The organism is Microbulbifer maximicatervae (SeqCode) (genome assembly GCF_052467325.1).
Window position 1 is genome coordinate 1942237 of the sequence record NZ_CP174310.1, and the last position, 21771, is coordinate 1964007.

A 21771-nucleotide genomic window follows, 5' to 3' on the forward strand; every position below is an offset into this window, starting at 1 on the left:
CAATATTGGGGCTTTTTGAGGTGGGATTTGAGCTACTCTTCCGGCGCCGCCTTCTGCGGCTGGGACTCACTCTCATAAACCAGCAGCGGGGCTGATTCGCCTTTAATGACCGCCTCGTCAATAACAACTTTCACCACATTATCTGTGGATGGGATGTCATACATGGTCTCCAACAATACGGACTCCATGATAGAGCGCAGGCCACGGGCGCCTGTTTTCCGCTCCATTGCCTTGGTGGCAACTGCATCCAACGCATCGGGGCGGAAATCCAGCTCAACATCTTCCATCTCAAACAGTTTTGCGTACTGTTTGGTCAAGGCATTGCGTGGCTCGGTGAGAATCTGTACCAGAGCCTCACGGTCCAACTCTTCTAAAGTTGCGGTCACCGGTAGGCGTCCTACAAACTCCGGGATCAGCCCGTAACGAACCAGGTCTTCAGGCTCCAGATCACGCAGGATCTCACCAAAATTACTGGTGCCATCCTTTGATTTAACCTCGGCACTGAAACCAATTCCACCCTTCTCCGAGCGATCGCGGATAACCTTATCCAGCCCCGCAAAAGCGCCGCCACAAATAAACAGGATATTGGAGGTGTCGACCTGCAAGAATTCCTGCTGCGGATGCTTGCGTCCACCCTGCGGCGGCACAGACGCCACAGTGCCTTCAATCAACTTCAGTAGCGCTTGCTGCACACCTTCACCGGACACATCACGGGTAATTGAAGGGTTGTCTGACTTGCGCGAAATTTTGTCGATCTCATCGATATAGACGATACCCTGCTGGGCTTTTTCTACATCGTAATCACACTTCTGCAAAAGCTTCTGGATGATATTCTCAACATCCTCACCCACGTAACCAGCTTCGGTCAGGGTGGTTGCATCGGCAATAGTGAAAGGAACATTGAGCAGGCGAGCCAGGGTCTCGGCAAGAAGGGTTTTACCACTACCGGTTGGGCCTACCAGCAAAATATTAGACTTGCTGAGCTCTACTTCATCCTTACTTTTAACACCAGACTTGGTGCGCAGACGCTTGTAGTGATTGTATACGGCGACAGCCAGCACACGCTTGGCTCTCTCCTGCCCAATCACATACTGATCGAGGATTTCAGTAATCTCACGGGGTGTCGGCAGGCGCCCTTCAGGCCCCTCCGCAGTCTCTTGTACTTCTTCACGAATAATGTCGGTACACAGCTCGACACATTCATCGCAGATAAAGACTGACGGCCCAGCGATTAACTTCCGCACTTCCTGTTGGCTTTTGCCACAGAAAGAGCAGTACAGCAATTTTCCGCTGTCTTCTCCGCTGCTTTTGTCGGTCATCAAAATACTCCGTCGTCACTGGCCGGCCAGGGCCCTAAATTCAGCTTACCCAGCAAGATGCTGCCTTTTGGCGTGATTTTCAAGTCCCAACGAAAGCCAGCCTGTCAAAAAAACTAACTTTCGCTGAAATCCGCCTCCGGCAAACTTTTAATGTAGAAAAATCTACTTATCGAATGCCTGTCGGCGAGACAATACATCATCGACCAAGCCATATTCCTTGGCCTCATCGGCGCTCATAAAGTTGTCGCGCTCTGTATCCCTCTCAATATCACTGACTGGACGTCCAGAGTGATGTGCCATGAGCTCATTCAAACGATGACGAATCTTGAGAATTTCCTGGGCGTGAATGTGGATATCACTCGCCTGCCCCTGGGCCCCACCGCTGGGCTGGTGAATCATCACACGGGAGTTTGGTGTTACGAAGCGTTTGCCTTCAGCACCTGCAGTCAACAAGAAGGCGCCCATACTACAGGCCTGCCCAATGCACATAGTGCTGACATCAGGCTTAATGAACTGCATGGTGTCATAGATAGACATGCCGGCAGTTACCGAACCGCCCGGTGAATTAATGTAGAGGTGAATATCCTTATCCGGATTTTCTGCCTCGAGGAAAAGCAGCTGCGCAACAACCAGGTTGGCCATGTGGTCTTCTACAGGCCCGACCAGGAATATCACACGCTCTTTTAACAGGCGAGAATAAATATCAAATGAGCGCTCCCCTCTGGCGGTTTGTTCTACCACCATAGGAACTAAACCTGATGCTGAGGGCTCTATCGAAGCTTTTGGAAAATCAATTCGTGCCATAGGTACCATTGCTTCCTTTTGTGGCGTATTCGGCAGGCCAGCGAATAGGCATCGTATGCCCATGCTGAAAAATTTGGTTTTCAGAGCTTAACCGGTCAGGCGAGAGAAAGCCAGCCGGTAAAAAGGAAGGAGATGTAGGGGCGTCACGCTTGAGCGGACGCCACCTTACACCTGAATGAAGTGAGAGATTAGCCTTGTTTTTGCGGCTTAATCACTTCGTCGTAGCTGCTGTCAACTTCAGATACTTTAGCTGAAGCCAGTACGTGATCAACAACCTGGTCTTCCAGTACAACAGACTCAACACCAGACAGCAGCTCACGGTTGCTGTAGTAGTAGTCAACCACTTCTTGCGGCTGCTGGTAGGTAGAAGCCAGCTCTTCAACTTTCGCCTTTACGCGATCGGCATCAACAGAAAGTTCATTCTGCTTAACAATCTCACCGACTACCAGACCGAGAACTACACGGCGTTTTGCCTGCTCTTCGAACATAGTGTCAGGCAGCATGCGCTCGGCATCTTCAGCCTTGATCTGACCACCAAACTGCTGAACCATTTGACCACGCAGGGTAGTTACTTCACTGGCAACCAGAGCGGACGGCAGCTCAACTGGATGCTTCTCGAACAGCTGATCCATGATCTGGGTCTTAACTTTGTTCAGAGCGGCATTTTTCAGCTCACGCTGCATGTTGTTGCGAACTTCCTCACGGAACTTCTCTTCGCCACCTTCCTGAACACCGTAAGCTTTGAAGAACTCTTCGTTCAGCTCGGGAAGTTCAGGCTTCTCGGAAGAAGTCACCTTGATATTAAAGGTAACAGCAGCACCGCGAAGCTCTTCTGCCTGGTAATCTTCCGGGAAGGTCAGATCAATGTCTTTCTCTTCACCGGGCTTCATGCCCAGAATGCCTTCCTCGAAGCCAGGAATCATCTGGCCGGAACCCAGTACCAACTGGTGGCCTTCGGCCTTACCGCCTTCAAACTCTTCGCCGTCTTTGCGACCAACAAAGTTGATAACAACACGATCGCCCTTCTGAGCTTTGCGCTTGGTATCTTTCCAGGAAGACTGTTGCTTGCGCAGAACATCGATCATGCTCTTCACGTCAGCATCAGTAACTTCTGCAACAGGGCGTTCTACAGCGATCTCAGCCAGGTCAGCGAGTTCAACTTCAGGGTAAACTTCGAAAGTAGCAACGTACTCCAGGTTTTCACCAGCAGCAGTCTGCTTGGCTTCGATGCTAGGCTGGCCGGCAGGTTTAACCTCTTCCTTCTGAACCGCTTCGTAGAAAGAACGGCTCATTACTTCACCCAGAACTTCCTGACGAACGCCGGCACCAAAGCGCTGGCGAACAACCTTCATCGGCACCTTGCCTTTGCGGAAGCCATTGATGCGAACAGTCTTAGCAGCCTGCTGGAGACGCTTGTCCACTTCTTTGTCGACAATTTCTGCCGGCAAGTTGACCGTTAAACGACGCTCCAGACCGGAAGTAGTTTCGATGGAAACCTGCATGTTTATCCTCGTGAGACTATCTCTGTAATCGCGCCGCAGCGCCAACGAATACCGGGTCACCGAGACTTAGTCAGCAACCTCGTGGGCGCAGCACGAAATAATACTTTTGCGCTGCCGCCAAATACACAAGAAGCCCGCACCCACCCCTCCAGGGCAAGTCACACGGACTTCAAGGCTTTTAATTTGGTGGGGACGGGGAGACTCGAACTCCCACACCTTTCGGCACCAGAACCTAAATCTGGCGTGTCTACCAATTTCACCACGTCCCCAAATCGAACCTGCCGCTAACTCTTTGATATTTAAGCGCTTTCGCTACTTTTTTAGAGCCCATCGCGACAAGGGGTGCAGATTGTGCCACAGCATTTTGGGGTCTTCAACACTTTACTGAACACTTTTCTCATAAAATAAAAAAAGGCGCCTCAAAGGCGCCTTTTTTCGGGGTCTAATTTCCTTAGACTCGCTCTACAACAGTGGTAATACCCTGCCCCAGACCGATACACATGGTAGACACACCCAGGTTGCCGCCCTCATTCTGCATAACGCTCAGCAGAGTGCCAGTAATGCGCACGCCAGAGCAGCCGAAGGGATGGCCCAGGGCAATAGCGCCACCGTACAGGTTGACCTTCTCATCCATCTGCTCGAGCAGATCCAGGTCTTTCAGCACCGGCAGCGCCTGCGCCGCAAATGCCTCATTCAGCTCAAACTTGTCGATATCACCAACAGTTAGACCCGCTCTCTTGAGCGCCTTCTTGGTAGAGGGCACCGGGCCATAACCCATAATGGACGGATCAACACCAGCCAGCGCCATTTCTTTCACGCGGGCAATAGGAGTCATACCCAAAGCCTGAGCGCGCTCAGCGGACATTACCAGCATCACAGAGGCACCGTCGGTGATCTGAGAGGAGGTGCCGGCTGTTACCTGACCGTGCTTCGGATCGAATGCTGGCTTCAGCTGAGCCAGACCTTCCACGGTGGTGTCCGGACGGATGGTTTGATCCGTCTCAACCAGGAAAGGTACGCCGTCATCGTCATGACCTTCAATAGCGATAATTTCGCGATTGAACTTGCCAGCCTTGGTAGCTTCAGCAGCGCGATGGTGAGAGCGTGCACCGAACTCATCCATCTGCTGACGCTGGATACCGTGCATCATCGCCAGGTATTCAGCAGTCATACCCATGGAGCCGGCAGCTTTAGCCATATAGCGACCCAGCATTGGGTTGGGGCTAACATGCTCCATCATGTTCAGGTGACCCATGTGCTCAACACCACCCACAACGTACACATCGCCAACGCCAGCCTGGATGTTGGCAGCTGCAGTATGCAGGGAGGACATAGAGGAGCCGCACAGGCGGTTGACGGTTTGCGCCGGGATAGTGTGTGGCAGACCAGCGCGCAGCAGGATAAAGCGAGCTACGTTAAAGCCCTGCTCATCGCGCTGCATAACACAGCCCCAGATCAGGTCATCGATCTCGGCGGGATCGAGCTTATCATTGCGCTGCATGAACTTTTTCAGCAGCTCAGCGGACATATCATCGGCGCGAACATGGCGATATACACCATTCTTCGAGCGACCCATGGCCGTACGCGCGTAGTCGACGATTACGGCATCTCTAGGATTTAAACTCATCGCTATTCTCCTTACTTGTCGCCGTAGTAGGTTTTGCCACTTGCGGCCATTTCACGCATGCGATCGGTCGGCTTGTACAGCTCACCCAGATCGGCGTACTTATCGGCAATCTTCACGAATTCATCCAGACCAATGCTGTCCAGCCACGCGAAGATTCCACCGCGGAACGGAGGGAAGCCAATGCCGTAGATCAGCGCCATATCAGCTTCAGCTGGGGAATCGACGATACCCTCTTCCAGGCAGCGAGCCAGCTCGGTTGCCATAGGCACCATCATGCGCTCGATAATTTCGTCTTTTTCAAACTCGCGACGTTCAGCAACGTGCGGCTTAAGCAGCTCGTAGGACTCTTCGGTAGCCACTTTCTTCGGGCGACCTTTTTTGTCCTGCTCGTAGTTGTAGAAGCCTTTGTTGTTCTTCTGGCCGTAACGACCCGCTTCATACATAACGTCGGAAGCAGCGGTAAAGGTTTTACCCATACGGTCGGGGAAGCCTTCAGCCATTACGCTCTCTGCGTGAACACCGGTATCGATACCGACAACGTCCATCAGGTAAGCGGGGCCCATCGGCCAACCCCAACGCTCCATCACCTTGTCAACGGCCTGGAAGTCAGCGCCATCGCGCACCAGCATGGAAAAACCGGCAAAGTAAGGGAAGAGAACGCGGTTAACCAAGAATCCAGGACAGTCGCGTACAACAATAGCTTTCTTGCCCATCTTGTTTGCGTAGGCAACAACGCGAGCTACAGCTGTGTCGGAAGTTTTCTCTCCACGAATCACCTCAACCAGCGGCATTTTGTGCACTGGGTTGAAGAAGTGCATACCGAGGAAGTTTTCCGGGCGGGAAAGCGGCTCAGCCAGCTGGTTAATAGAAATAGTGGAGGTATTAGAAGCGATTACAGTGTCTTCGCTTACTTTGGTTTCCACTTCCTTCAATACTGCATGCTTCACCTTGGGATTTTCAACCACGGCTTCCACAACAACATCGATATCGTTGAAGCCGTCGTAGCTCAAGGTAGGCTCGATACGGTTGAGCACTTCACCCATTTTAACGGGGGTCAGGCGCTTGCGATCAACCAACTTGGACAGCAGCTTGTTCGCCTCATTCAGACCAAGATCGATACCCTTCTGGTCGATATCCTTCATCTTGATCGGAGTGCCTTTGTAGGCAGACTGGTAAGCGATACCGCCACCCATAATGCCAGCACCCAATACTGCCGCACGCTCAATCGGCTTATCGGCTTTCTTCTCCCAACCTTTGGCAACTTTACCAATTGCCTGGTCAGCCAGGAACAGCCCTACCAGAGACTTCGCAGTGCCGGTCTGCGCGCAGAAAATGAACTTCTCCTGTTCGATTTTCAGCGCTTCATCACGGGTCAACTTGTAACCCTGCTCGATTGACTCAACCGCAGCTACGGGAGAGGGGTAGTTTTTACCCGCCTGCTGACCCACAAATGCCTTGGTGGTAAAGAAGGCCATTAGCGCTTCAGTATCATTCAAGGGGATTGGAGATTTCTTCAGCTCGCGAATGGCTTTGTAGTCCAGCTCGCCATTAATAGCGCGCTCAAGCAGCTTGACCGCTGCATCTTTGAGCTTGGCAGTGGGGATAACCGCATCGACAGCGTGAGCTTCCAGAGCGGCGGCAGGCTTCTGCTCTTTACCCGCTGCAATCCACTCAGCAGCAACATCAACACCCACTACACGCGGCAGGCGAACAGTGCCACCCCAGCCCGGAATCAGACCCAGCTTAACTTCCGGAAGGCCAACTTTGGCCTCTTCGCCCATCAGGCGGAAGTCACAGCCAAGACACACCTCAAAACCACCGCCAAGCGCGTAGCCATTAATTGCTACCGCAGTCGGTACCGGAAGGTCTTCCAGGCGGTTGATATTTTCGTTGTTCTGATTCATCAGATCAGCAACGCCCTCTGCACCTGCAGAGAAGGCACCACCAAACTCAGTGATATCAGCACCAACAATGAAGACGCCTTTACCGCTGGTCAGCAGTACACCTTTTACACCATCCGCTGCTTCGATAGCATCCAGCGCTTGGGAGAATTCAGAAACCGTCTGACGGTTAAATTTATTGACGGATTCGCCTTGCAGGTCGAATTTGAGCTCGGCGATGCCGTTGTCCAGCATCTGTACCGTGAGCGCTTTGCCACTAAATAACATTGATTGACCTCTTTTATTCTGGGCCGCGATCCTGGGCCCGGGGTCGGAATTTTTGTGCAACCAAGGGCCGCCCCGCACAGCGCGGTGACACTTAGGCCCAATTTGGTCAGCCGTAGTATAGCCAGATTCAAACGATTGTTTGAATACTATTTCTTACAAATGGAGTGGCACCAGGAGTGCCAAAGTACAGAAATTCGCCAGTTTGCGAACGGAAAGAAATTAAAGCTGGGCTAGTCTATCTCGGATCGTGCCGCCTTATCAGCCACTTGGCACGAACTCCCTCTTTTCTAATCCACCTTTCAGGGATTGGGCTCTTGAAGGTCGGGATGCCCATAAGCCGGCATCATTGCGCTGACAACTACACAGTCACAACTACCTGTATTTCGAAAACGGTGCGGACGCTGAGCGTCAAAATAATACCCATCGCCGGGACTCAGCAAAGCAAAATCGGAGCCAACTGTAACCTCCAGGTCACCACTGACAACCACCCCGCCAATCTCCCCCTCAGCAGATTCAAGAGAAAAACCGGAGTCATCCCCTGCGGGAAACACTTTCCACAATAGTGACATGCCGCAGTTTGCCTTTGCCCCCCCAAACAAACGGCAGGACACAGAGCCGTGACCGATCTCTGGCACTTCACTTCCGCGAAAAAAAATCTGTTTTGCGCCCGACATCTCCAGGGAAAAGAAATCGGTTAGCGACATAGGTATTGCACCCAATATCTTCTGTAGCGAACCGACAGAAGGGCTAACCTTTCCAAGCTCTATAAAAGAAATTGTTGCGTTAGTCATCCCAGCCCGCCTCGCCAATTCCCTCTGCGAAATACCGTAAATGTGGCGCACCATTTTTAAACGGGCGCCAACATCCTCTTCAGGATCATCCATGCTCCCCAAAAGCTCCTTTTGCGTTATCTTCCCTCAGGTAAAAATCAACACATTTGAGGTATTACTTGAAAACCAATCACACCATATCTTCAAATGGATTTCCATTTGGCAGCTTCACTGGCGGCATCCCGGGCAAACATATTTCCTCTTCTGAGATAGCTATCTCATTTTCGTCGATCATGCCCTCACCAAACCGATAAATAACATCCAGCTCACCGCGAGAAGCCTTGGCATTGTATTTGTCACTCTGCTCTACAACTTTCTCATTTAGCACTTGAGAAGCTGTAATCGCAGACTTGCCATGACGCTTTTCCATCATTGCTTTTGTAATCTGGGGCGACAAAATTGTCGCTGTCGCATTATTACCACCAAAACCTTTTGAGTTTAGGAACGCAAGATCCAGCGTTCCCCGCCCTCTATCCGTATGCTCCAGGGAGATATCAAGATGCTTACAATGAACATCGTCAGCGATGCGATCAACGGTGGTCACTCCCGGGAGTATGCCGCGATCAAATACACCTAACGCTGTAACTAACTGATCCCCACTGGCTGAAGCGACGGTATGCCCCAAAAAGGCCTTAACCGCACAAATCGGCCATTCAGCAATGCCAAATGCGCCGGCCAAACGATCAAAAATGGCGGACTCAGTAACTCGATTTTGGGGCGTACTGGAGCCATGGGCCTGCACAAAGCTGCGACGCCGCAAACTATCCTCACCCACAATTGCCCGCGCCTCCGCCATTGCTCTGGCCATCGTCAGGTAATTCCCGGGACCCGGCGCAGAAATCGATTTCTTTGTGCCGTCGGCATTGGTAAACACACCGGCAACCGAACCATATACAGAAGCACCCAACTCGAGCGCCAGAGCATCATCCATTAAGATGACCCACTGGGTACCCTCACCCAAGGTAAAGCCACAGTTCTCACCGAACGGGCGACTGGTGCGTCGATAATCAATTTCTCCGGGGAAAAGCTTGCGTAAATTCTCGGTAGTGGCCAGGGCACCCATCGTTGAATAGCCATCGACAACTTCAGGCACAAGGGGCGCCTCAGCCGCACCAATTACAGCGACCCGCGCCCTACCCGAGCGAATATCTTCAACGCCAGCGCGAAGGTTGTACAGGAAGGTCGCGCAAGCACCGGCAACAGCGCCGGTAGAACCGACATTTCCGAGCACATAAGCATTAACAAAATCCGCTGGCATACTATTTAAACCAAGCGCTAGTTGTTTAGAACTTACGCGACTACCTCGCAGGCGAGACTGCAATAGACCGCCGTTACCAAATGGGTCCAGCTGACTCATTGCCGAGGCGGCATAGAGGGCAATATTCCCCGGCCCAGCCGCAGACACAACAGTATCCCAGTCAACCCCCAAAGACTGCACCGTATCTGACGCACCCAAGAGGGCCAGCTGCAACCCCCTGGGATGAAATCGAGAGTTATATTTAGTGCCCGGTTCAAATCCAGTTGGGAGCTGGCCGGCGGCGGCCACACTTATCTCGCGGTGGCTATCCAACAAAACTGACAGCTCAGTTGTGGTGACTCGAACCCTACCACCCTGGATATGCTCCAAGTGCCAATGAGCTGGCACAGGCTGCGGAAGTTGCCGGGTGGAAATTTCGAATGTCAGGCCCTGGGGGTTTGCAAGCTGGGCAGACTGATGGAAATGGCACTTGCGGTAGTCGTAATAGCGACTCTCTAGTTCGCGCACCAATGTACCATCCAACACCTGCTGCTCAAGGGCAGGATCCAAAATGCCTTCGGCGTTGTCTCCGGTTCGCAAGCCCATCAGGGCAGCCAGGTCGGAAAGAGTGCTATCCCGCTCTTTCTTACTCAGTTTGTCTAGCACGAGGCGAGAGTACCCCTTATGGAAAGAACTACGTCCAGCAGGGTTGAATCCACCGAATGCGGTGATTACGGGAAGGCGCTGCATCCTGACCTCCAGCCAAGTACTTAACACTATAAAAATAAGAGATGCGAGTGTAGGGGGTGGCGATTCTGTCCAGTTATGGGCATACTGGCCAGCAAAATTGAGTGTTTTGGCCAATAGCGCAAGTGCGCACAGATATGTAATGCGAACAGTAACTTTTCTACTTATCGACCAGATGCTGGCAACCGGCACCGTTCTTCCCCTCGAGATGCTCCGTGGCGCAGAGAGTCGCGCAAGAGTGGAGGGTATCAAGGGCAACCTAAAATTGGTGACCGCCAGTCTGGATGGGACACCAGTAAATACCCGCTGCGGATTTACCCTTCAGCCGGATGCCGCTCTCAGCGATGCACCAGACAGCGATCTAATCTACATCCCGACCATGTGGCGCAACCCCCGCCCCGCCCTAAAACGAGGCGGAAAAATATTAGAGTGGCTGCGCCAGCAGGAAAAACAAGGGGCCGCTATCAGCGCTGTGGGTACCGGGGTGTGCTTTCTGGCCGAAGCAGGTCTTCTAAATGGTAAGCCCGCAACTACCCACTGGCATTATTTTGATCAATTCAGCTCAGACTATCCAGAGGTAAAGTTAAAGCGTCAATATTTTATCACCCAAGCAGACAAGCTTTTCTGTGCAGCAAGCGTCAATGCCTTGGCAGACGTTACCGTTCACATGATTCGCCAACTGTATGGACCAGCCATTGCCAGCCATGTGGAGCGAAATTTCTCTCACGAAATTCGCCGCCCCTTTGAAGAGATCGCCTATTCTGAGGGATCTGTTCAGCTACATCCAGACGAAGATATCGTTCAAGCCCAAGCCTGGCTCAAAGAACACTGCAATACTGAAGTACGCCTTAGCGAAGTGGCACAACTCTTTGACATGAGCGTGCGATCATTCAATCGCCGGTTCAAACTAGCAACAGGACAGACACCCTTGCAATACTTACAAAATGTCAGGGTTGATATGGCGCGCGAACTTTTGCAATCAAGTAATTTATCGGTCAATGAAATTGCTGAAAAAGTTGGCTATCAGGATATGGGGCATTTCACTGCACTTTTTAAAAAGTTTTTGGCAACCACCCCCAGCGAATACCGCACTACGGTGCGCGCTAAACTATTCAGGGTCAATACTTAATTTTCTCAGGAAAATAACATCACTATGGACAAACTGGAGCTCGGCACCTAGTGACCGAGCCAACCACTCAAATGTCTTCACACTAAAAAAACAAATGTGTGTAGGATCTCTAATGTAGTGCCAATTGGCGAAACGCTCCGCAGAAATAACCAATTTGGTCATCAGGGCCATAACACCTCCGGTGCGCAACCTACCCCAGAGGTTCTCGATCTCCGCTCCAGGCTGCCCCAAATGCTCGATCACCTCTGTTGCGACGATAAAGTCATAATTCCCATGCAGCGCCTTTTGAGCTGGCGCATAAAAATGATCATACAGATCGACTCTATGCCCATTGCCTTCTAAAATTCTGGCCAACAAGGGGGCCGGCCCACAACCAAAATCCAGGCCATAACAACATGAGCCCTTCAGCTCTTTTAGCAAGGGCTGCGCGCAACGACTGAGAAATTGACGGTAACCTTCATCCTCTATCGAATTCTCATGAAGGTCGTAGTAAGCTTTTTCTTCATCGGGACTTAAGTGGAATTTCGGGGGAACAAATACGAGCACGCAGTTATCACACTGATGATAGCTGCGGAATTTATCTCGATGGTAAGGCTGCACCGCACGATGGCGGCACAGCGGACACTGCAGTGACAACTTACGCTACTGCCGCACTGGACTCGGTGTCACTCTTTGCATGCTGGAGAATATTGCCTTCTGTAATCGAGATTTTTCTCGGCTTCATTGCTTCAGGTATTTCACGCACTAACTCTACATGCAACAACCCATTCGCCAACTTTGCATCAGTTACTTTTACATGATCAGCGAGCTGAAAGCGCCGCTCAAAATTTCTTGCGGCAATACCCCGGTGTAAATACTTCCCCTGACCATTATTTTCCGGCTTAGTACCGCTAACCACTAAACGATTTTGCTCTACTTGAATATCAAGTTCAGACTGCTCAAAGCCGGCAACAGCCATAGTAATTCGGTAACTATCATCACCGGTTAACTCTATATCGTATGGGGGGTAGGAAGGCTGCTTTTGCTCGCTAGTGGTCATTGCATCAAGCAGGCTGGCCATACGGTCAAAGCCAATAGCAGATCGATAAAGTGGGGAGAAATCAAAATTACGCATTATCATATCCTCAGTTCAGAGCAATATTTGAAACTACGTCCGTCAAATGACCAGACTCTTTTCAGGGGCACTTTCTATTGAAGCTACCGCCTGCATAAAAGAAATATGGGCAGAGATTTCTTATTCAAGGGTGAAAGATAAATTTTATGTCAAAAACTCACAAAAAGCTTCTCGAGCCCACCTGCAGAATTTTTATTGGCATCCAGCTAGATGAAACGACACAGGAGTTTTTAAATAAGTTAACGGTCGCCATCAAGCGCAAACAAGATGCTGCATCAATTACCAGCACTCGCTGGATAACCCGCCAAAACCGTCATATCACCCTTTGTTTTCTAGGCCAGTTACCTATTGAAGTAATCCCTCTACTTAAAACCGGGCTCACATCCATTGCAGAGGCCACAACTGAATTGAAAACCAATTTTTTTAAACTCGGCACCTTTCCGGGCAATGACGCTCACTTAATTGCAGCAGAAGTTGTGGCTACCCAGCAATTGGAGGCTCTACATGAATCCATCAAGCAGCTAGCCAAAAGGCTATCCTTACCGACAGAGAGCCGGCGCTATCGTCCGCATATCACCCTATGCAGGAGCGGTAAGCAATTTCAAAGGTTTTTTCCATTGAAGCTTGAGCACCCACTAACACTAAACAACATCACGCTCTACCAAAGCCAACCCAGCCAATATGGCAGCCGCTACTCTCCCCTGCAGACAACAACCCTACGCCCACTAAAAAATTCAAACGCACAATTATAATCCTGCGGAATTACAGAACTTTACCTGGTACCCAAAAGTAAAAAAGCGAACCAATGGCTCGCTTTTTTACTTAACGGTATAACTGGGGTGGTCAGTTTAACTCTGCCAATACATACTCTGGGTACATGACCAACCGCGGCCTAGATAGGCGGCGCGCATCAAAAATAAAGACATAGCGAGCACCATCGTCCTCAGCCGGGATAGTGCGGCGGAATTTCCAGGTATTAATCTTGTAAGTTTGTCGGCCTGATTCAACAGTAGTCACCAGGCGATACTGATTTTCACCCAGAAATTCAAAAGGAACCCTCTCTCCACCAATTGGGCGCATTTCAAGGTTATTAAATGTTTTCCTGTCGTTACCCTCTTCATCAGCCAAGAGGTCATTTAGGCGCGCCGTCTCACGCTTCACATATTCCAGCAGCTCGCCGTCAATCTCGCGCTTGATAGTAACCTCTTCCTTCGCCGGTTCTTCACGCTTTGGCGGTTCAACTTGAGCCCGAATTTTAGGGGGCTTGGGCTTTTCAGTTACTGCGGCGGCTTTCGCCATTGCAGCTCTTCTTTCAGACGCCTCCGCCTTTGCAAGCATATCCTCGACCATCGCACTGATTTTATCCTGCTGAGCAGAAATCTTCGCTTTAGCATCAACAACTGCCCGCTTCTCCTCAACAAGTTTTTGTTGCAATTGCTGATGATTTTCTTTGATGAAGTCAAGGCGACGTGAACGGCTATCCACCCCCCTCTCCGCCATAGCAAATGCATGCTTGGCCTTCTTTAAACGGCGCTCAGTGTCGGAGTTGGAGCTTGACTCGTGAGCTCGATTCGCTTGGTTGAGTTCCTGGCGACTCGCCTCATATTCCAGACGCAACTCATCAAGGGACTTTTGGGCTTGCTCAAGCTTATATTCATACGAGAGCAGCTCATTCTCAATATCTTCAAGCACAACACTCCTGTTTTCAAGAGACTGCTCTAGCCGCGCAAGGCGGTTTTTCTCCGCCGTGAGGGGCGTTTGCGCTTGTGCCACTGCCCCACCTATAACCACTAAGCCCGCCAAAAGAAGCGAGCAACACCGCTTTACCGCCATCGTCCTGAACCCATTTCTCGAATTGATGTGTTTCGTATGTTGGAAGCGCAGTTTTTCTATGCCTTCTAGCAAGGTGAAGATACTGCACAATGCGGTCAATTTTACGCACGGAGCAAGCTATCGGCAATGACCTTGCGTCCATCTGAGCCTACCGGCTGATCAATTAACCTTCAAATACACAATGTTGAGTCACTAAAGTGACACAGCGCCCAAATTTATGTGAAATTTTTCCGCAATAGCGCTTGATTTTTTTTTCAGCGGAAGCATTATGGATACCAGGGAGAAGATCGCTGGACTCAGTGGAAACCCGACCCGGACGTAAAACACCCATAGCTGCTTTGTCAGCAAACAATCGTTGCGATTCCGGCAGCTCGGCGCTTCAACTGCAGCCTCGAACCCTCCCACTAGGGCGCCCTACCTTCTTTACAGCAAACCGCAACAGCGGCCTGCATGGTTTCTTTTAACCGGAGGTATGTGCCCATGAAATCAGCGCCTAACGATAACATTGTGTTCCGCGACATCGACAAGTCAGCCGCCCTGGCGACTACCGTGTCCAAGAAATTAAACAAGCTGGAACGTTATTGTGGCGACATCATACATAGTCGCGTTGTCCTCGAAGCCCCCCATCAACACAAAACTAAAGGCAGACACTTCAAGGCATCATTAGAGCTTGCCATTAGCGGCAATCCCGTGACTATTAGTAGTGAGAACGAATCGATCCACCGAGCCGTAAACGACACATTTGCCTCTGCCGAACGCTGCCTAAAAGAGCGCAGCGAACGCAAGAAAACTCGGCGACACCAAGCCATACAGGAGGTGGTGGTGGTGGAAGAGCCTAGCTAAAAATCGCTATATAATTAAAAGGCGGCCCATCCGCCGCCTTTTATCACCCTCCTCAAGCGCAACTCTTATACAAAGATAACAGCTCACATTTAAGCGCTAGGCGTCCTCATTGTCACAAACTCCTCAGCTGCTGTAGGGTGAATACCAATTGTTGAGTCAAAGGTACTTTTAGTCGCCCCAGCCTTCAAAGCAATAGCAATTCCCTGAATAATCTCTCCCGCGTCATCCCCTACCATATGCACGCCAATCACCTTATCGCTGGCAGCATCCACAACCAACTTCATAAGTGTCCGCTCTGAATTGCCACTAACAGTGTGACGCATTGGTCTAAATTCAGACTTATAAATGGTGACACTAAGACCAGAGTCTCGCGCCTCCTCCTCCGACAACCCCACAGTACCTATATTCGGCTGACAGAAAACCGCTGTCGGAATATTGTTATAGTCAATCTCTGCAGTTTCACCTGTGCGCCAATGCTTCACCAAAGCCATAGCCTCTGCCAAAGCAACAGGAGTAAGCTGAGGCTCGCCAGTTACATCCCCCAGCGCATAGATCGACTGTACACTTGTCCTAAAATTATCATCGACAGAGATTGTTCCATCTTTGTGCAAGACAACCCCCTGCTCCTGAAGCCCCAACCCTGCAGTGTTGGCGACACGCCCAGTGGCATACAGCACCATATCCACATTAATACTGGAGCCATCATCAGCATGGGCAAGTAAACTACCATCCTGGAGCTTTTCGATAGACACAACGTTATGATTGAATTTCAGCTCGATTTTTTTCTTCTGCATTTCATCGCGAACAAAAGAGCGAATATCGCGATCAAACCCCCGCAAGAACAAGTCCCGACGATACGACAAGTGCACATTTGCTCCCAGGCCAGCAAAGATACCTGCAAATTCAACAGCTATATAACCGCCTCCAACAACCAATACACGCTTGGGAAAAGCCTCCATTGAAAACACTTCATTAGAAGTCAGCGCAAACTCACGGCCAGGAATGTCCGGGATAAATGGCCACCCGCCAGTCGCCACCAAAATACGCTCTGCAGTGACTTCTTTACCATTGACAACTACGCTATGGGGCCCATTAATGCTGGCTCTACCATTCAGAGTTTCCACCCCAGAATTTTCCAGCAGGTTGCGATAAATCCCATTGAGCCGGGCTACTTCTTTTGCGTTGTTATCCCGGAGTGTCGACCAATCAAACGCAACATCCGCACAGTTCCAACCATATGCCCGGGCATCAGAAAAATCTGCAGAGTAACCACTCGCATACACAAATAATTTCTTGGGAACACAGCCTACATTTACACAAGTTCCTCCCATGTAACGGTCTTCAGCCACAGCGACCTTCATACCTTGAGCCGCAGCCATCCTGCTCGCACGAACGCCTCCAGAACCTGCACCAATAACGAACAGATCAAAGTCATACTCAGCCAAAATACACTCCCACTTAGCGATACTTTCGAATACTTTTTACACAGCAAAATATTAAGCTTGTCGTGCACAACCATTTCAAGCTGACAATTCTTACTTAATAACCATTGACACTTGACTTTGCATTAGATATTCATGTGACTGCTGTCACAGATATCAGCCCGCCAAGGACATTGCACAACAAAAAAGACCTTAGGCGGATAAAATAACAGCCATTAATAAGAGCAAAACCTATGGGCAATAAAATGAGATACTCAAATGCATTGATGCAGCGCGCCCTATTGCTTACCTCTCTACTGCTCATCAGCAATTTAAGCAGCGCAAAGTCTCACCCTTCCTATCTATCAGAAAAATACTGCGGCGATGTGGTTGAGCAGTTTGTCGGCTCAGGCATGCGCAGCCTCGACAAGTATATCAATCACAATTTCAACCCCGAATACACGGGGGGAATTCGCAATACAATACAGTTTCTGGAACAGCGGTTAGACTGGCTGAGCGAATGCGATGACTACTTAACGGACACCACAAAAAGCTCAGTATTTCACAGCAAAGACGACACACAGAAGATCTTCACCGCCATCAGAGAGTTAGCCAAGGAACTCCAACACGTCCGGTCTGGTGTTGAATATCGGGATGAATCGGGAAATAACAACCCCGCCCCCTTCATACAGCGCCGCTATGAAGCCCTGGCCCAGCTGGTTGATCGACATCACACCCGCATGTTGATGAAAAAACAGTTTCAATAAGTTGCTAACTAAGGGGGCAGATTTTCGCCCCCTTACATCAAATAGTCAGCCCAAGAGATTTGCTTACGATCCCAGTAGCTACTCGGTACCCGCCTTCCGAACCCTTGCTTCCTTTCGCGAGCTAAGCCCAACCATAGAAAACAACTCGGGCATCCTCTCTTTAAGGCCACCCCCAATACGGGCCATAACTGATCTCAGGCGAGGGCGCTGCTTTTCAGTAAAAGGGATTGGCCGACAGCTTTGCATTGTCGCCAAGCCGATACGCGCAACAAACAGACTGGCTCCGACCCCCTGCCCCAAACGCACAGAGACTGTACTGAGCATGCTATCGCCAACAAGTTCCGGCCACATTTCACTGATCGCATACTCACTCGCGCCAGTGTAGGCGACCAAAGACAAAACCCTCTTGAACAAGCGCCATCGCACCACTAGAGACGGCTGCACGCCATAAATTTGCGCCACATCATCAATCATTCGCAGTGACTGCCTCAGGGCAACCAGAATATCGATACTGGCAAAAGGGCTCAGCCCAACCAGTGCACCAGTGCTCGTTGAGTGGCGTACGACTCTCCTTAGAGCCTCTTGGTCAAGGGCATTTAAGAAGGTAACCTCTAAATGCTCTAACAGCTCACTGCTATCGTAATAGTCAGCTGCCTCATCTAGGACTCGATTGAGCAGCACCCCCTGGGGCTTACCGGCAAAGTGCTCCTGCAAATTGCGTCTGAATACTTGCGCCTCTTGGTGACTGCGACAGTCTCGGACTTCAGTAGCAATGGCTTGAGTTTTCTCAAGCTTATTCAGTGGGCGCCCCGCTCGGAAAAACTCCCACACGGAACTGCCAATGATTACACCGAAGCCCGCCATCAAAACGGCCACAAAAAGTCCCAGACTCCAATGCTTGTCTACAGCCCATTGATAAAGTCCATAAAACTCCCATCCGACCACGGCCACCACTACTGCAAGCGCAGAGAGCACTGCTGGCTTTAGCCACTTAAACCGGAAAGTGGGTAGGCGCAACTCGGAGAAAGCAATCCGATCTGGAAGAGACTCTCCAGTGGTTATTGACCTAGGAATCTCCGCTGACTCATCCGCAAGCGGTTCCACCCGCGTCGCATCTCTGTGCGGGACCTCCTGTCCAGGCTCATCTAGCGACTCGATACGTGTTTCGCGACGGTACTCAGTATTTTTATCACTATTAATCAAACCTTATCTCCCAACAGAAGGTTCAAAAGAGCATCCACCCGTATATGTGGAATATGTCCTGCCTGCATTCCCACTGGAGGCCGCAGCTGTGGTGGTGCAGCTCCCGCATAGTGGCTCCACCCCTGCTCTTCATAGGGCGCCTGGGCAAAAATTTCCGCATTCTCAAAACCTAAATACTGGCCCTCGAGGTCATAACCCATCAGCATTCTCCGTCCATTCTTCTGCCCCTCTCTAGAGCAGCGAACCGCGGCAACCGCCTCACTAAATACCGGCAAACCCCGGTGGCGGGCATCGGAGAAAGTCTGTTGTAACTGCTGGCCTAGAAGCTGCCTCAAAGCATCGTGGTCGGCAGCAAGTACCTGATCGACTTTAGTCGCAGCAAAAAGGAGTCGATTAACCTTTGGGCGCCATAGTTTGCTTAAAAACCCCGATTCGCCATAGCGGAATGTATCGGCGATATGAGCAAATGCCAGACGCATATCTTCCAGGGACTGTTCACCAGCAAATAGAGTGCCAATCATATCTACCAGTACTAGTTGTCGATCGATATGTCGAAAATGGCTGTCTACAAAGGGTTTTACCTGCGCCTGCACATAGCGTTCGTAACGCGCCTGCAAAACCTTAAAAACACTACTCTCAGACAAAACAGCTAACTGCCCAGCATCTAAACCACGCAAATCCAGGAGTGGAACTACCCCGTACGCCTCCTCGTCTAGCAGCGCTCTACTAGGCTGTAAATAACTGAGATTCAACTTGGTTCGGCAACTCAGGAGATAAGCTCTGTATTCCCCCCATAATTCGTCCAAATTTACTTCACTGGCATTCGCCTGGGGGGACAGTGCTGCCAGCTGAGCTATCAACCGGGGGGCCAGCATTGATCGCGCATCTGTAGAAAATAGGTGTGCTTGATGACGACACCACTCTGCATAGTCCATACGCAATAGCGGCAAGTCCATCAACCATTCCCCTGGGTAGTCACGCAACTCCACTACCAACGTCTTTCTACCATTACCCCGAAAACGGCGCCGGCTGCGTAAATGGATGTGTAACTCCATAGCCGAAGCATCTCTAGTGCTCTGTGGCCAACTAGGTGGCTCAGCCATCAGTGCCGACAGGCAGGTCTGGTAGTCAAACGGCGCCAAACCACAGTCCAGCGCTGGCTTCAACTCTGCCCCCAACAGATCGCCATTGAGTGCAGGGGCAAAACCAGGTAATTGGGACTTCTCCGGATTGCAGAGTTGGTATATCAGACTGGTGAGAAACGTGGACTTCCCAGCACCACTGAGCCCAGTGATACCGATACAGATGCGTCGGTCCAACAAGCGCTCGGCGGCCCAGTGGGATTTATCCTGGGCCTCTCGGCTCCAGCGCCGTAGCTTTTCTTTTAAATGTGGGCGAGATTGACTCTCGCGAGACATAGAATCTTCGCGGTCCAGCGACACACACTCTGTCACTTTGGGTTCCATATAAAGCTGACTTCCAGAAATGGGGATAGAGAGGATGATGGAGGCTCAAGAATACCCCCAAAAAGAAATAGGCGCACAGCCCTACTGGCCGAACGCCTTAGATGCAAGGGGGCTCAGGAGCCGCGCTTAGTCAACCAGCGCTATGTCTCCCGACCCCATTACTGAGAAGGAGTCACTTCCCGGCCGTTTCAAGACAATATCTCCCGATCCCATTATTGAACCGCTGGCATTATCGGCGCGCAGACTGCGGCCAATAAAATCACCTGAACCCATGAGGCGAACGTTCACATCGGCAACTCGCCCGCCAACCAATATATCGCCGGAACCTTGTATCTCCGCAAGTAAACTCTCACCGGTAATAGTACTTATCTTCATGTCGCCAGAGCCAGTCACCGCTACTTCCCCTTTGACAGTCAATGCCTTATTGAGGAACAAATCACCGGAACCAGTAACATACGCTTTCAAGGATTCCGCAGCGACCTTGTCGATATTGATCATTCCTGAGCCCGTCACCCCCAAAGTTAGGCCTTCACTCTCAACACTTGAAGATCTAGCCTCACCAGAGCCAGTCACCTTAAGCGCCTCAACTTTAGGCATAGTCACGGTGAAGTTAACTTCATCTCCTTGCCCTCGGGATATGGTGACAAATCCAAAAAGGTTCTGGGTGTTTTCCTCCACAGATAACTCCAACCTTTCCCCTTTTACCTCAACTTTGACGTAGGGCATTGTGCTGACAGGGCCGACAGCGACAACTTCAAAACTGTCCCCCTGAATCAACTTCAAGTGAGAACTTCCCTTGAGCGACACCTGAGTGAACCCTTCCATATCGAAACGCTTAGTTTCCATTTCTTCTGCCTGAGCATTAGTGCAAAACGCAGCGACTGTGGCGAGGACTACTAGCAGCGGGGCAAAGAGCGTCTTCTTCAAAATCATCATTAGAGGAATCTCATCGTTATTACCAGTTCATACCTATGTGACTCAGTAAGCGGGGCACCTGGATGCAGTGTCCCACAAATATTTTGGGGACACCATATGACCAGTCAGTCTAAAAAATCAATCTTAACGTCCTAGCCGCACTCCGCCTCGCTAAAGCCCAACCCCTTTAAGGATTGTCGAATCTTTTCCGCCTCATGTGCCAACTGCTCTGAAGAAGCAGGCTTTTGCTTAGAGAAGTCAAAGTCTGACAATTCATCTACGGGTATCAGGTGGATATGAGTATGTGGCACTTCAATCCCAGCGATCATCACACCCACTCGCTTCGGTGAGTAAGTTGCTTTCAGCCCTTTCGCCACCTTTTGCGCAACCAGCATTAGATGAGTCGCCAGCTCCTCCGGAACATCATCCCAATGATTAATTTCCTCAACAGGGATGACCAAACAATGACCAGCCTTTATGGGTGAAATGGTCAAAATAGCTACGACCTTTTCATCTCTCCAAATAAAATTGCCAGGTAAATCGCCATTAATTATCTGAGTAAAAATACTTGCCATAAACTTTCCCAAAAGGTTGAATTTTTTATTTGGTTCAAACGTGCAGTCTAACACCAAGCGGAAAAAATAAAGTGTAAAGACACGGAAAATACTTGCACAAACACTATTTTTCCTCTTTGGCGAAATAAGCCTCTAATATATGACAACCTGTCGAACAGAATGACAATTTTCTTAAACCAAGTTGGCATACAGAAAGAATATGTCTTAGGCTCGTCACCAATTAATGCTGTACCGCCATTGAGCCAATGCACATTGTGCTTCTTGTAACCAA

Annotated in this window: 19 protein-coding genes and 1 tRNA gene; 4 read left to right on the forward strand and 16 right to left on the reverse strand. The window is 50.4% G+C overall.

Annotated features, from left to right (window positions below):
• Positions 1-32: 32 nt before the first annotated feature.
• The 8 genes from clpX to ACJJIE_RS08800 all read right to left on the reverse strand — a co-directional run bounded on the left by clpX (position 33) and on the right by ACJJIE_RS08800 (position 10237).
• Positions 33-1319: an ATP-dependent Clp protease ATP-binding subunit ClpX gene (gene clpX / locus ACJJIE_RS08765; protein WP_282933429.1), complete on the reverse strand. Its 1287-nt coding sequence runs from the start codon at positions 1317-1319 to the stop codon at positions 33-35.
• Positions 1320-1481: 162 nt separating this feature from the next.
• Positions 1482-2123, reverse strand: a complete 642-nt coding sequence (clpP, locus tag ACJJIE_RS08770; protein ID WP_282933430.1) for an ATP-dependent Clp endopeptidase proteolytic subunit ClpP — start codon at positions 2121-2123, stop codon at positions 1482-1484.
• A gap of 188 nt (positions 2124-2311) precedes the next feature.
• Positions 2312-3625, reverse strand: coding sequence for a trigger factor (gene tig / locus ACJJIE_RS08775; RefSeq protein ID WP_444894325.1), 1314 nt, complete (start codon positions 3623-3625; stop codon positions 2312-2314).
• Positions 3626-3809: 184 nt separating this feature from the next.
• Positions 3810-3894, reverse strand: a tRNA-Leu gene (locus ACJJIE_RS08780).
• 182 nt (positions 3895-4076) lie between these two features.
• Complete coding sequence (fadA, locus tag ACJJIE_RS08785; protein ID WP_413665174.1) at positions 4077-5252, reverse strand: acetyl-CoA C-acyltransferase FadA; 1176 nt, start codon at positions 5250-5252, stop codon at positions 4077-4079.
• A gap of 11 nt (positions 5253-5263) precedes the next feature.
• The gene (fadB, locus tag ACJJIE_RS08790; RefSeq protein WP_444894326.1) at positions 5264-7420 is read right to left on the reverse strand and encodes a fatty acid oxidation complex subunit alpha FadB; all 2157 of its coding nucleotides are present in this window, start codon (positions 7418-7420) and stop codon (positions 5264-5266) included.
• Positions 7421-7719: 299 nt separating this feature from the next.
• Positions 7720-8304, reverse strand: a complete 585-nt coding sequence (locus ACJJIE_RS08795) for a cupin domain-containing protein (RefSeq protein ID WP_444894327.1) — start codon at positions 8302-8304, stop codon at positions 7720-7722.
• A gap of 76 nt (positions 8305-8380) precedes the next feature.
• A complete protein-coding gene (locus ACJJIE_RS08800; RefSeq protein WP_444894328.1) occupies positions 8381-10237 on the reverse strand; it encodes a beta-ketoacyl synthase in 1857 nt (618 codons plus the stop codon).
• 139 nt (positions 10238-10376) lie between these two features.
• Here ACJJIE_RS08800 and ACJJIE_RS08805 point away from each other — a divergent pair, with 139 nt between their 5' ends.
• The gene (locus ACJJIE_RS08805) at positions 10377-11363 is read left to right on the forward strand and encodes a GlxA family transcriptional regulator (RefSeq protein WP_444894329.1); all 987 of its coding nucleotides are present in this window, start codon (positions 10377-10379) and stop codon (positions 11361-11363) included.
• Here ACJJIE_RS08805 and ACJJIE_RS08810 read toward each other — a convergent pair.
• Together ACJJIE_RS08810 and ACJJIE_RS08815 are read right to left on the reverse strand one after the other, a co-directional pair.
• Positions 11343-11999, reverse strand: coding sequence for a class I SAM-dependent methyltransferase (locus tag ACJJIE_RS08810; protein WP_444894330.1), 657 nt, complete (start codon positions 11997-11999; stop codon positions 11343-11345). The genes ACJJIE_RS08805 and ACJJIE_RS08810 overlap by 21 nt on opposite strands.
• Position 12000: 1 nt before the next feature.
• On the reverse strand, positions 12001-12477 hold the full coding sequence (locus ACJJIE_RS08815) for an Hsp20 family protein (protein ID WP_282933438.1): 477 nt from the start codon (positions 12475-12477) through the stop codon (positions 12001-12003).
• Positions 12478-12623: 146 nt separating this feature from the next.
• Here ACJJIE_RS08815 and thpR point away from each other — a divergent pair, with 146 nt between their 5' ends.
• On the forward strand, positions 12624-13229 hold the full coding sequence (gene thpR, locus ACJJIE_RS08820) for an RNA 2',3'-cyclic phosphodiesterase (protein ID WP_444894331.1): 606 nt from the start codon (positions 12624-12626) through the stop codon (positions 13227-13229).
• A 91-nt stretch (positions 13230-13320) separates the two neighbouring features.
• On the opposite strand, the gene ACJJIE_RS08825 is transcribed toward thpR, so the two are convergent.
• Complete coding sequence (locus ACJJIE_RS08825) at positions 13321-14250, reverse strand: hypothetical protein (protein WP_444894332.1); 930 nt, start codon at positions 14248-14250, stop codon at positions 13321-13323.
• Positions 14251-14790: 540 nt separating this feature from the next.
• On the opposite strand from ACJJIE_RS08825, the gene ACJJIE_RS08830 reads away from it, so the two are divergent.
• Complete coding sequence (locus ACJJIE_RS08830) at positions 14791-15153, forward strand: HPF/RaiA family ribosome-associated protein (RefSeq protein ID WP_444894333.1); 363 nt, start codon at positions 14791-14793, stop codon at positions 15151-15153.
• Between the two features lie 89 nt (positions 15154-15242).
• Here the strand turns inward: ACJJIE_RS08830 and gorA are convergent, their stop codons facing one another.
• On the reverse strand, positions 15243-16598 hold the full coding sequence (gorA, locus tag ACJJIE_RS08835; RefSeq protein ID WP_282933443.1) for a glutathione-disulfide reductase: 1356 nt from the start codon (positions 16596-16598) through the stop codon (positions 15243-15245).
• A 242-nt stretch (positions 16599-16840) separates the two neighbouring features.
• On the opposite strand from gorA, the gene ACJJIE_RS08840 reads away from it, so the two are divergent.
• Positions 16841-17341, forward strand: a complete 501-nt coding sequence (locus ACJJIE_RS08840; protein WP_444894334.1) for a hypothetical protein — start codon at positions 16841-16843, stop codon at positions 17339-17341.
• Between the two features lie 78 nt (positions 17342-17419).
• On the opposite strand, the gene ACJJIE_RS08845 is transcribed toward ACJJIE_RS08840, so the two are convergent.
• The 4 genes from ACJJIE_RS08845 to ACJJIE_RS08860 all read right to left on the reverse strand — a co-directional run bounded on the left by ACJJIE_RS08845 (position 17420) and on the right by ACJJIE_RS08860 (position 21500).
• Positions 17420-18544 carry a TIGR01620 family protein gene (locus ACJJIE_RS08845; protein WP_444894335.1) on the reverse strand — a complete coding sequence of 375 codons (1125 nt, stop codon included), beginning with the start codon at positions 18542-18544 and terminating at the stop codon, positions 17420-17422.
• Positions 18541-20010 carry a YcjX family protein gene (locus ACJJIE_RS08850; RefSeq protein WP_444894336.1) on the reverse strand — a complete coding sequence of 490 codons (1470 nt, stop codon included), beginning with the start codon at positions 20008-20010 and terminating at the stop codon, positions 18541-18543. The genes ACJJIE_RS08845 and ACJJIE_RS08850 overlap by 4 nt, the downstream gene beginning before the upstream one ends.
• A gap of 126 nt (positions 20011-20136) precedes the next feature.
• Positions 20137-20946, reverse strand: a complete 810-nt coding sequence (locus ACJJIE_RS08855) for a GIN domain-containing protein (protein ID WP_444894337.1) — start codon at positions 20944-20946, stop codon at positions 20137-20139.
• Between the two features lie 131 nt (positions 20947-21077).
• The gene (locus ACJJIE_RS08860; RefSeq protein WP_444894338.1) at positions 21078-21500 is read right to left on the reverse strand and encodes an HIT family protein; all 423 of its coding nucleotides are present in this window, start codon (positions 21498-21500) and stop codon (positions 21078-21080) included.
• Positions 21501-21771 lie beyond the last annotated feature (271 nt).

Bases quoted from the DNA above. Each gene is read 5' to 3' on its own strand.
- clpX (WP_282933429.1), bottom strand. From the start codon at position 1,319: ATGACCGACAAAAGCAGCGGAGAAGACAGCGGAAAATTGCTGTACTGC.
- clpP (WP_282933430.1), bottom strand. From the start codon at position 2,123: ATGGCACGAATTGATTTTCCAAAAGCTTCGATAGAGCCCTCAGCATCA.
- tig (WP_444894325.1), bottom strand. From the start codon at position 3,625: ATGCAGGTTTCCATCGAAACTACTTCCGGTCTGGAGCGTCGTTTAACG.
- fadA (WP_413665174.1), bottom strand. From the start codon at position 5,252: ATGAGTTTAAATCCTAGAGATGCCGTAATCGTCGACTACGCGCGTACG.
- fadB (WP_444894326.1), bottom strand. From the start codon at position 7,420: ATGTTATTTAGTGGCAAAGCGCTCACGGTACAGATGCTGGACAACGGC.
- ACJJIE_RS08795 (WP_444894327.1), bottom strand. From the start codon at position 8,304: ATGGATGATCCTGAAGAGGATGTTGGCGCCCGTTTAAAAATGGTGCGC.
- ACJJIE_RS08800 (WP_444894328.1), bottom strand. From the start codon at position 10,237: ATGCAGCGCCTTCCCGTAATCACCGCATTCGGTGGATTCAACCCTGCT.
- ACJJIE_RS08805 (WP_444894329.1), top strand. From the start codon at position 10,377: ATGCGAACAGTAACTTTTCTACTTATCGACCAGATGCTGGCAACCGGC.
- ACJJIE_RS08815 (WP_282933438.1), bottom strand. From the start codon at position 12,477: ATGCGTAATTTTGATTTCTCCCCACTTTATCGATCTGCTATTGGCTTT.
- thpR (WP_444894331.1), top strand. From the start codon at position 12,624: ATGTCAAAAACTCACAAAAAGCTTCTCGAGCCCACCTGCAGAATTTTT.
- ACJJIE_RS08830 (WP_444894333.1), top strand. From the start codon at position 14,791: ATGAAATCAGCGCCTAACGATAACATTGTGTTCCGCGACATCGACAAG.
- ACJJIE_RS08840 (WP_444894334.1), top strand. From the start codon at position 16,841: ATGAGATACTCAAATGCATTGATGCAGCGCGCCCTATTGCTTACCTCT.
- ACJJIE_RS08850 (WP_444894336.1), bottom strand. From the start codon at position 20,010: ATGGAACCCAAAGTGACAGAGTGTGTGTCGCTGGACCGCGAAGATTCT.
- ACJJIE_RS08855 (WP_444894337.1), bottom strand. From the start codon at position 20,946: ATGATGATTTTGAAGAAGACGCTCTTTGCCCCGCTGCTAGTAGTCCTC.
- ACJJIE_RS08860 (WP_444894338.1), bottom strand. From the start codon at position 21,500: ATGGCAAGTATTTTTACTCAGATAATTAATGGCGATTTACCTGGCAAT.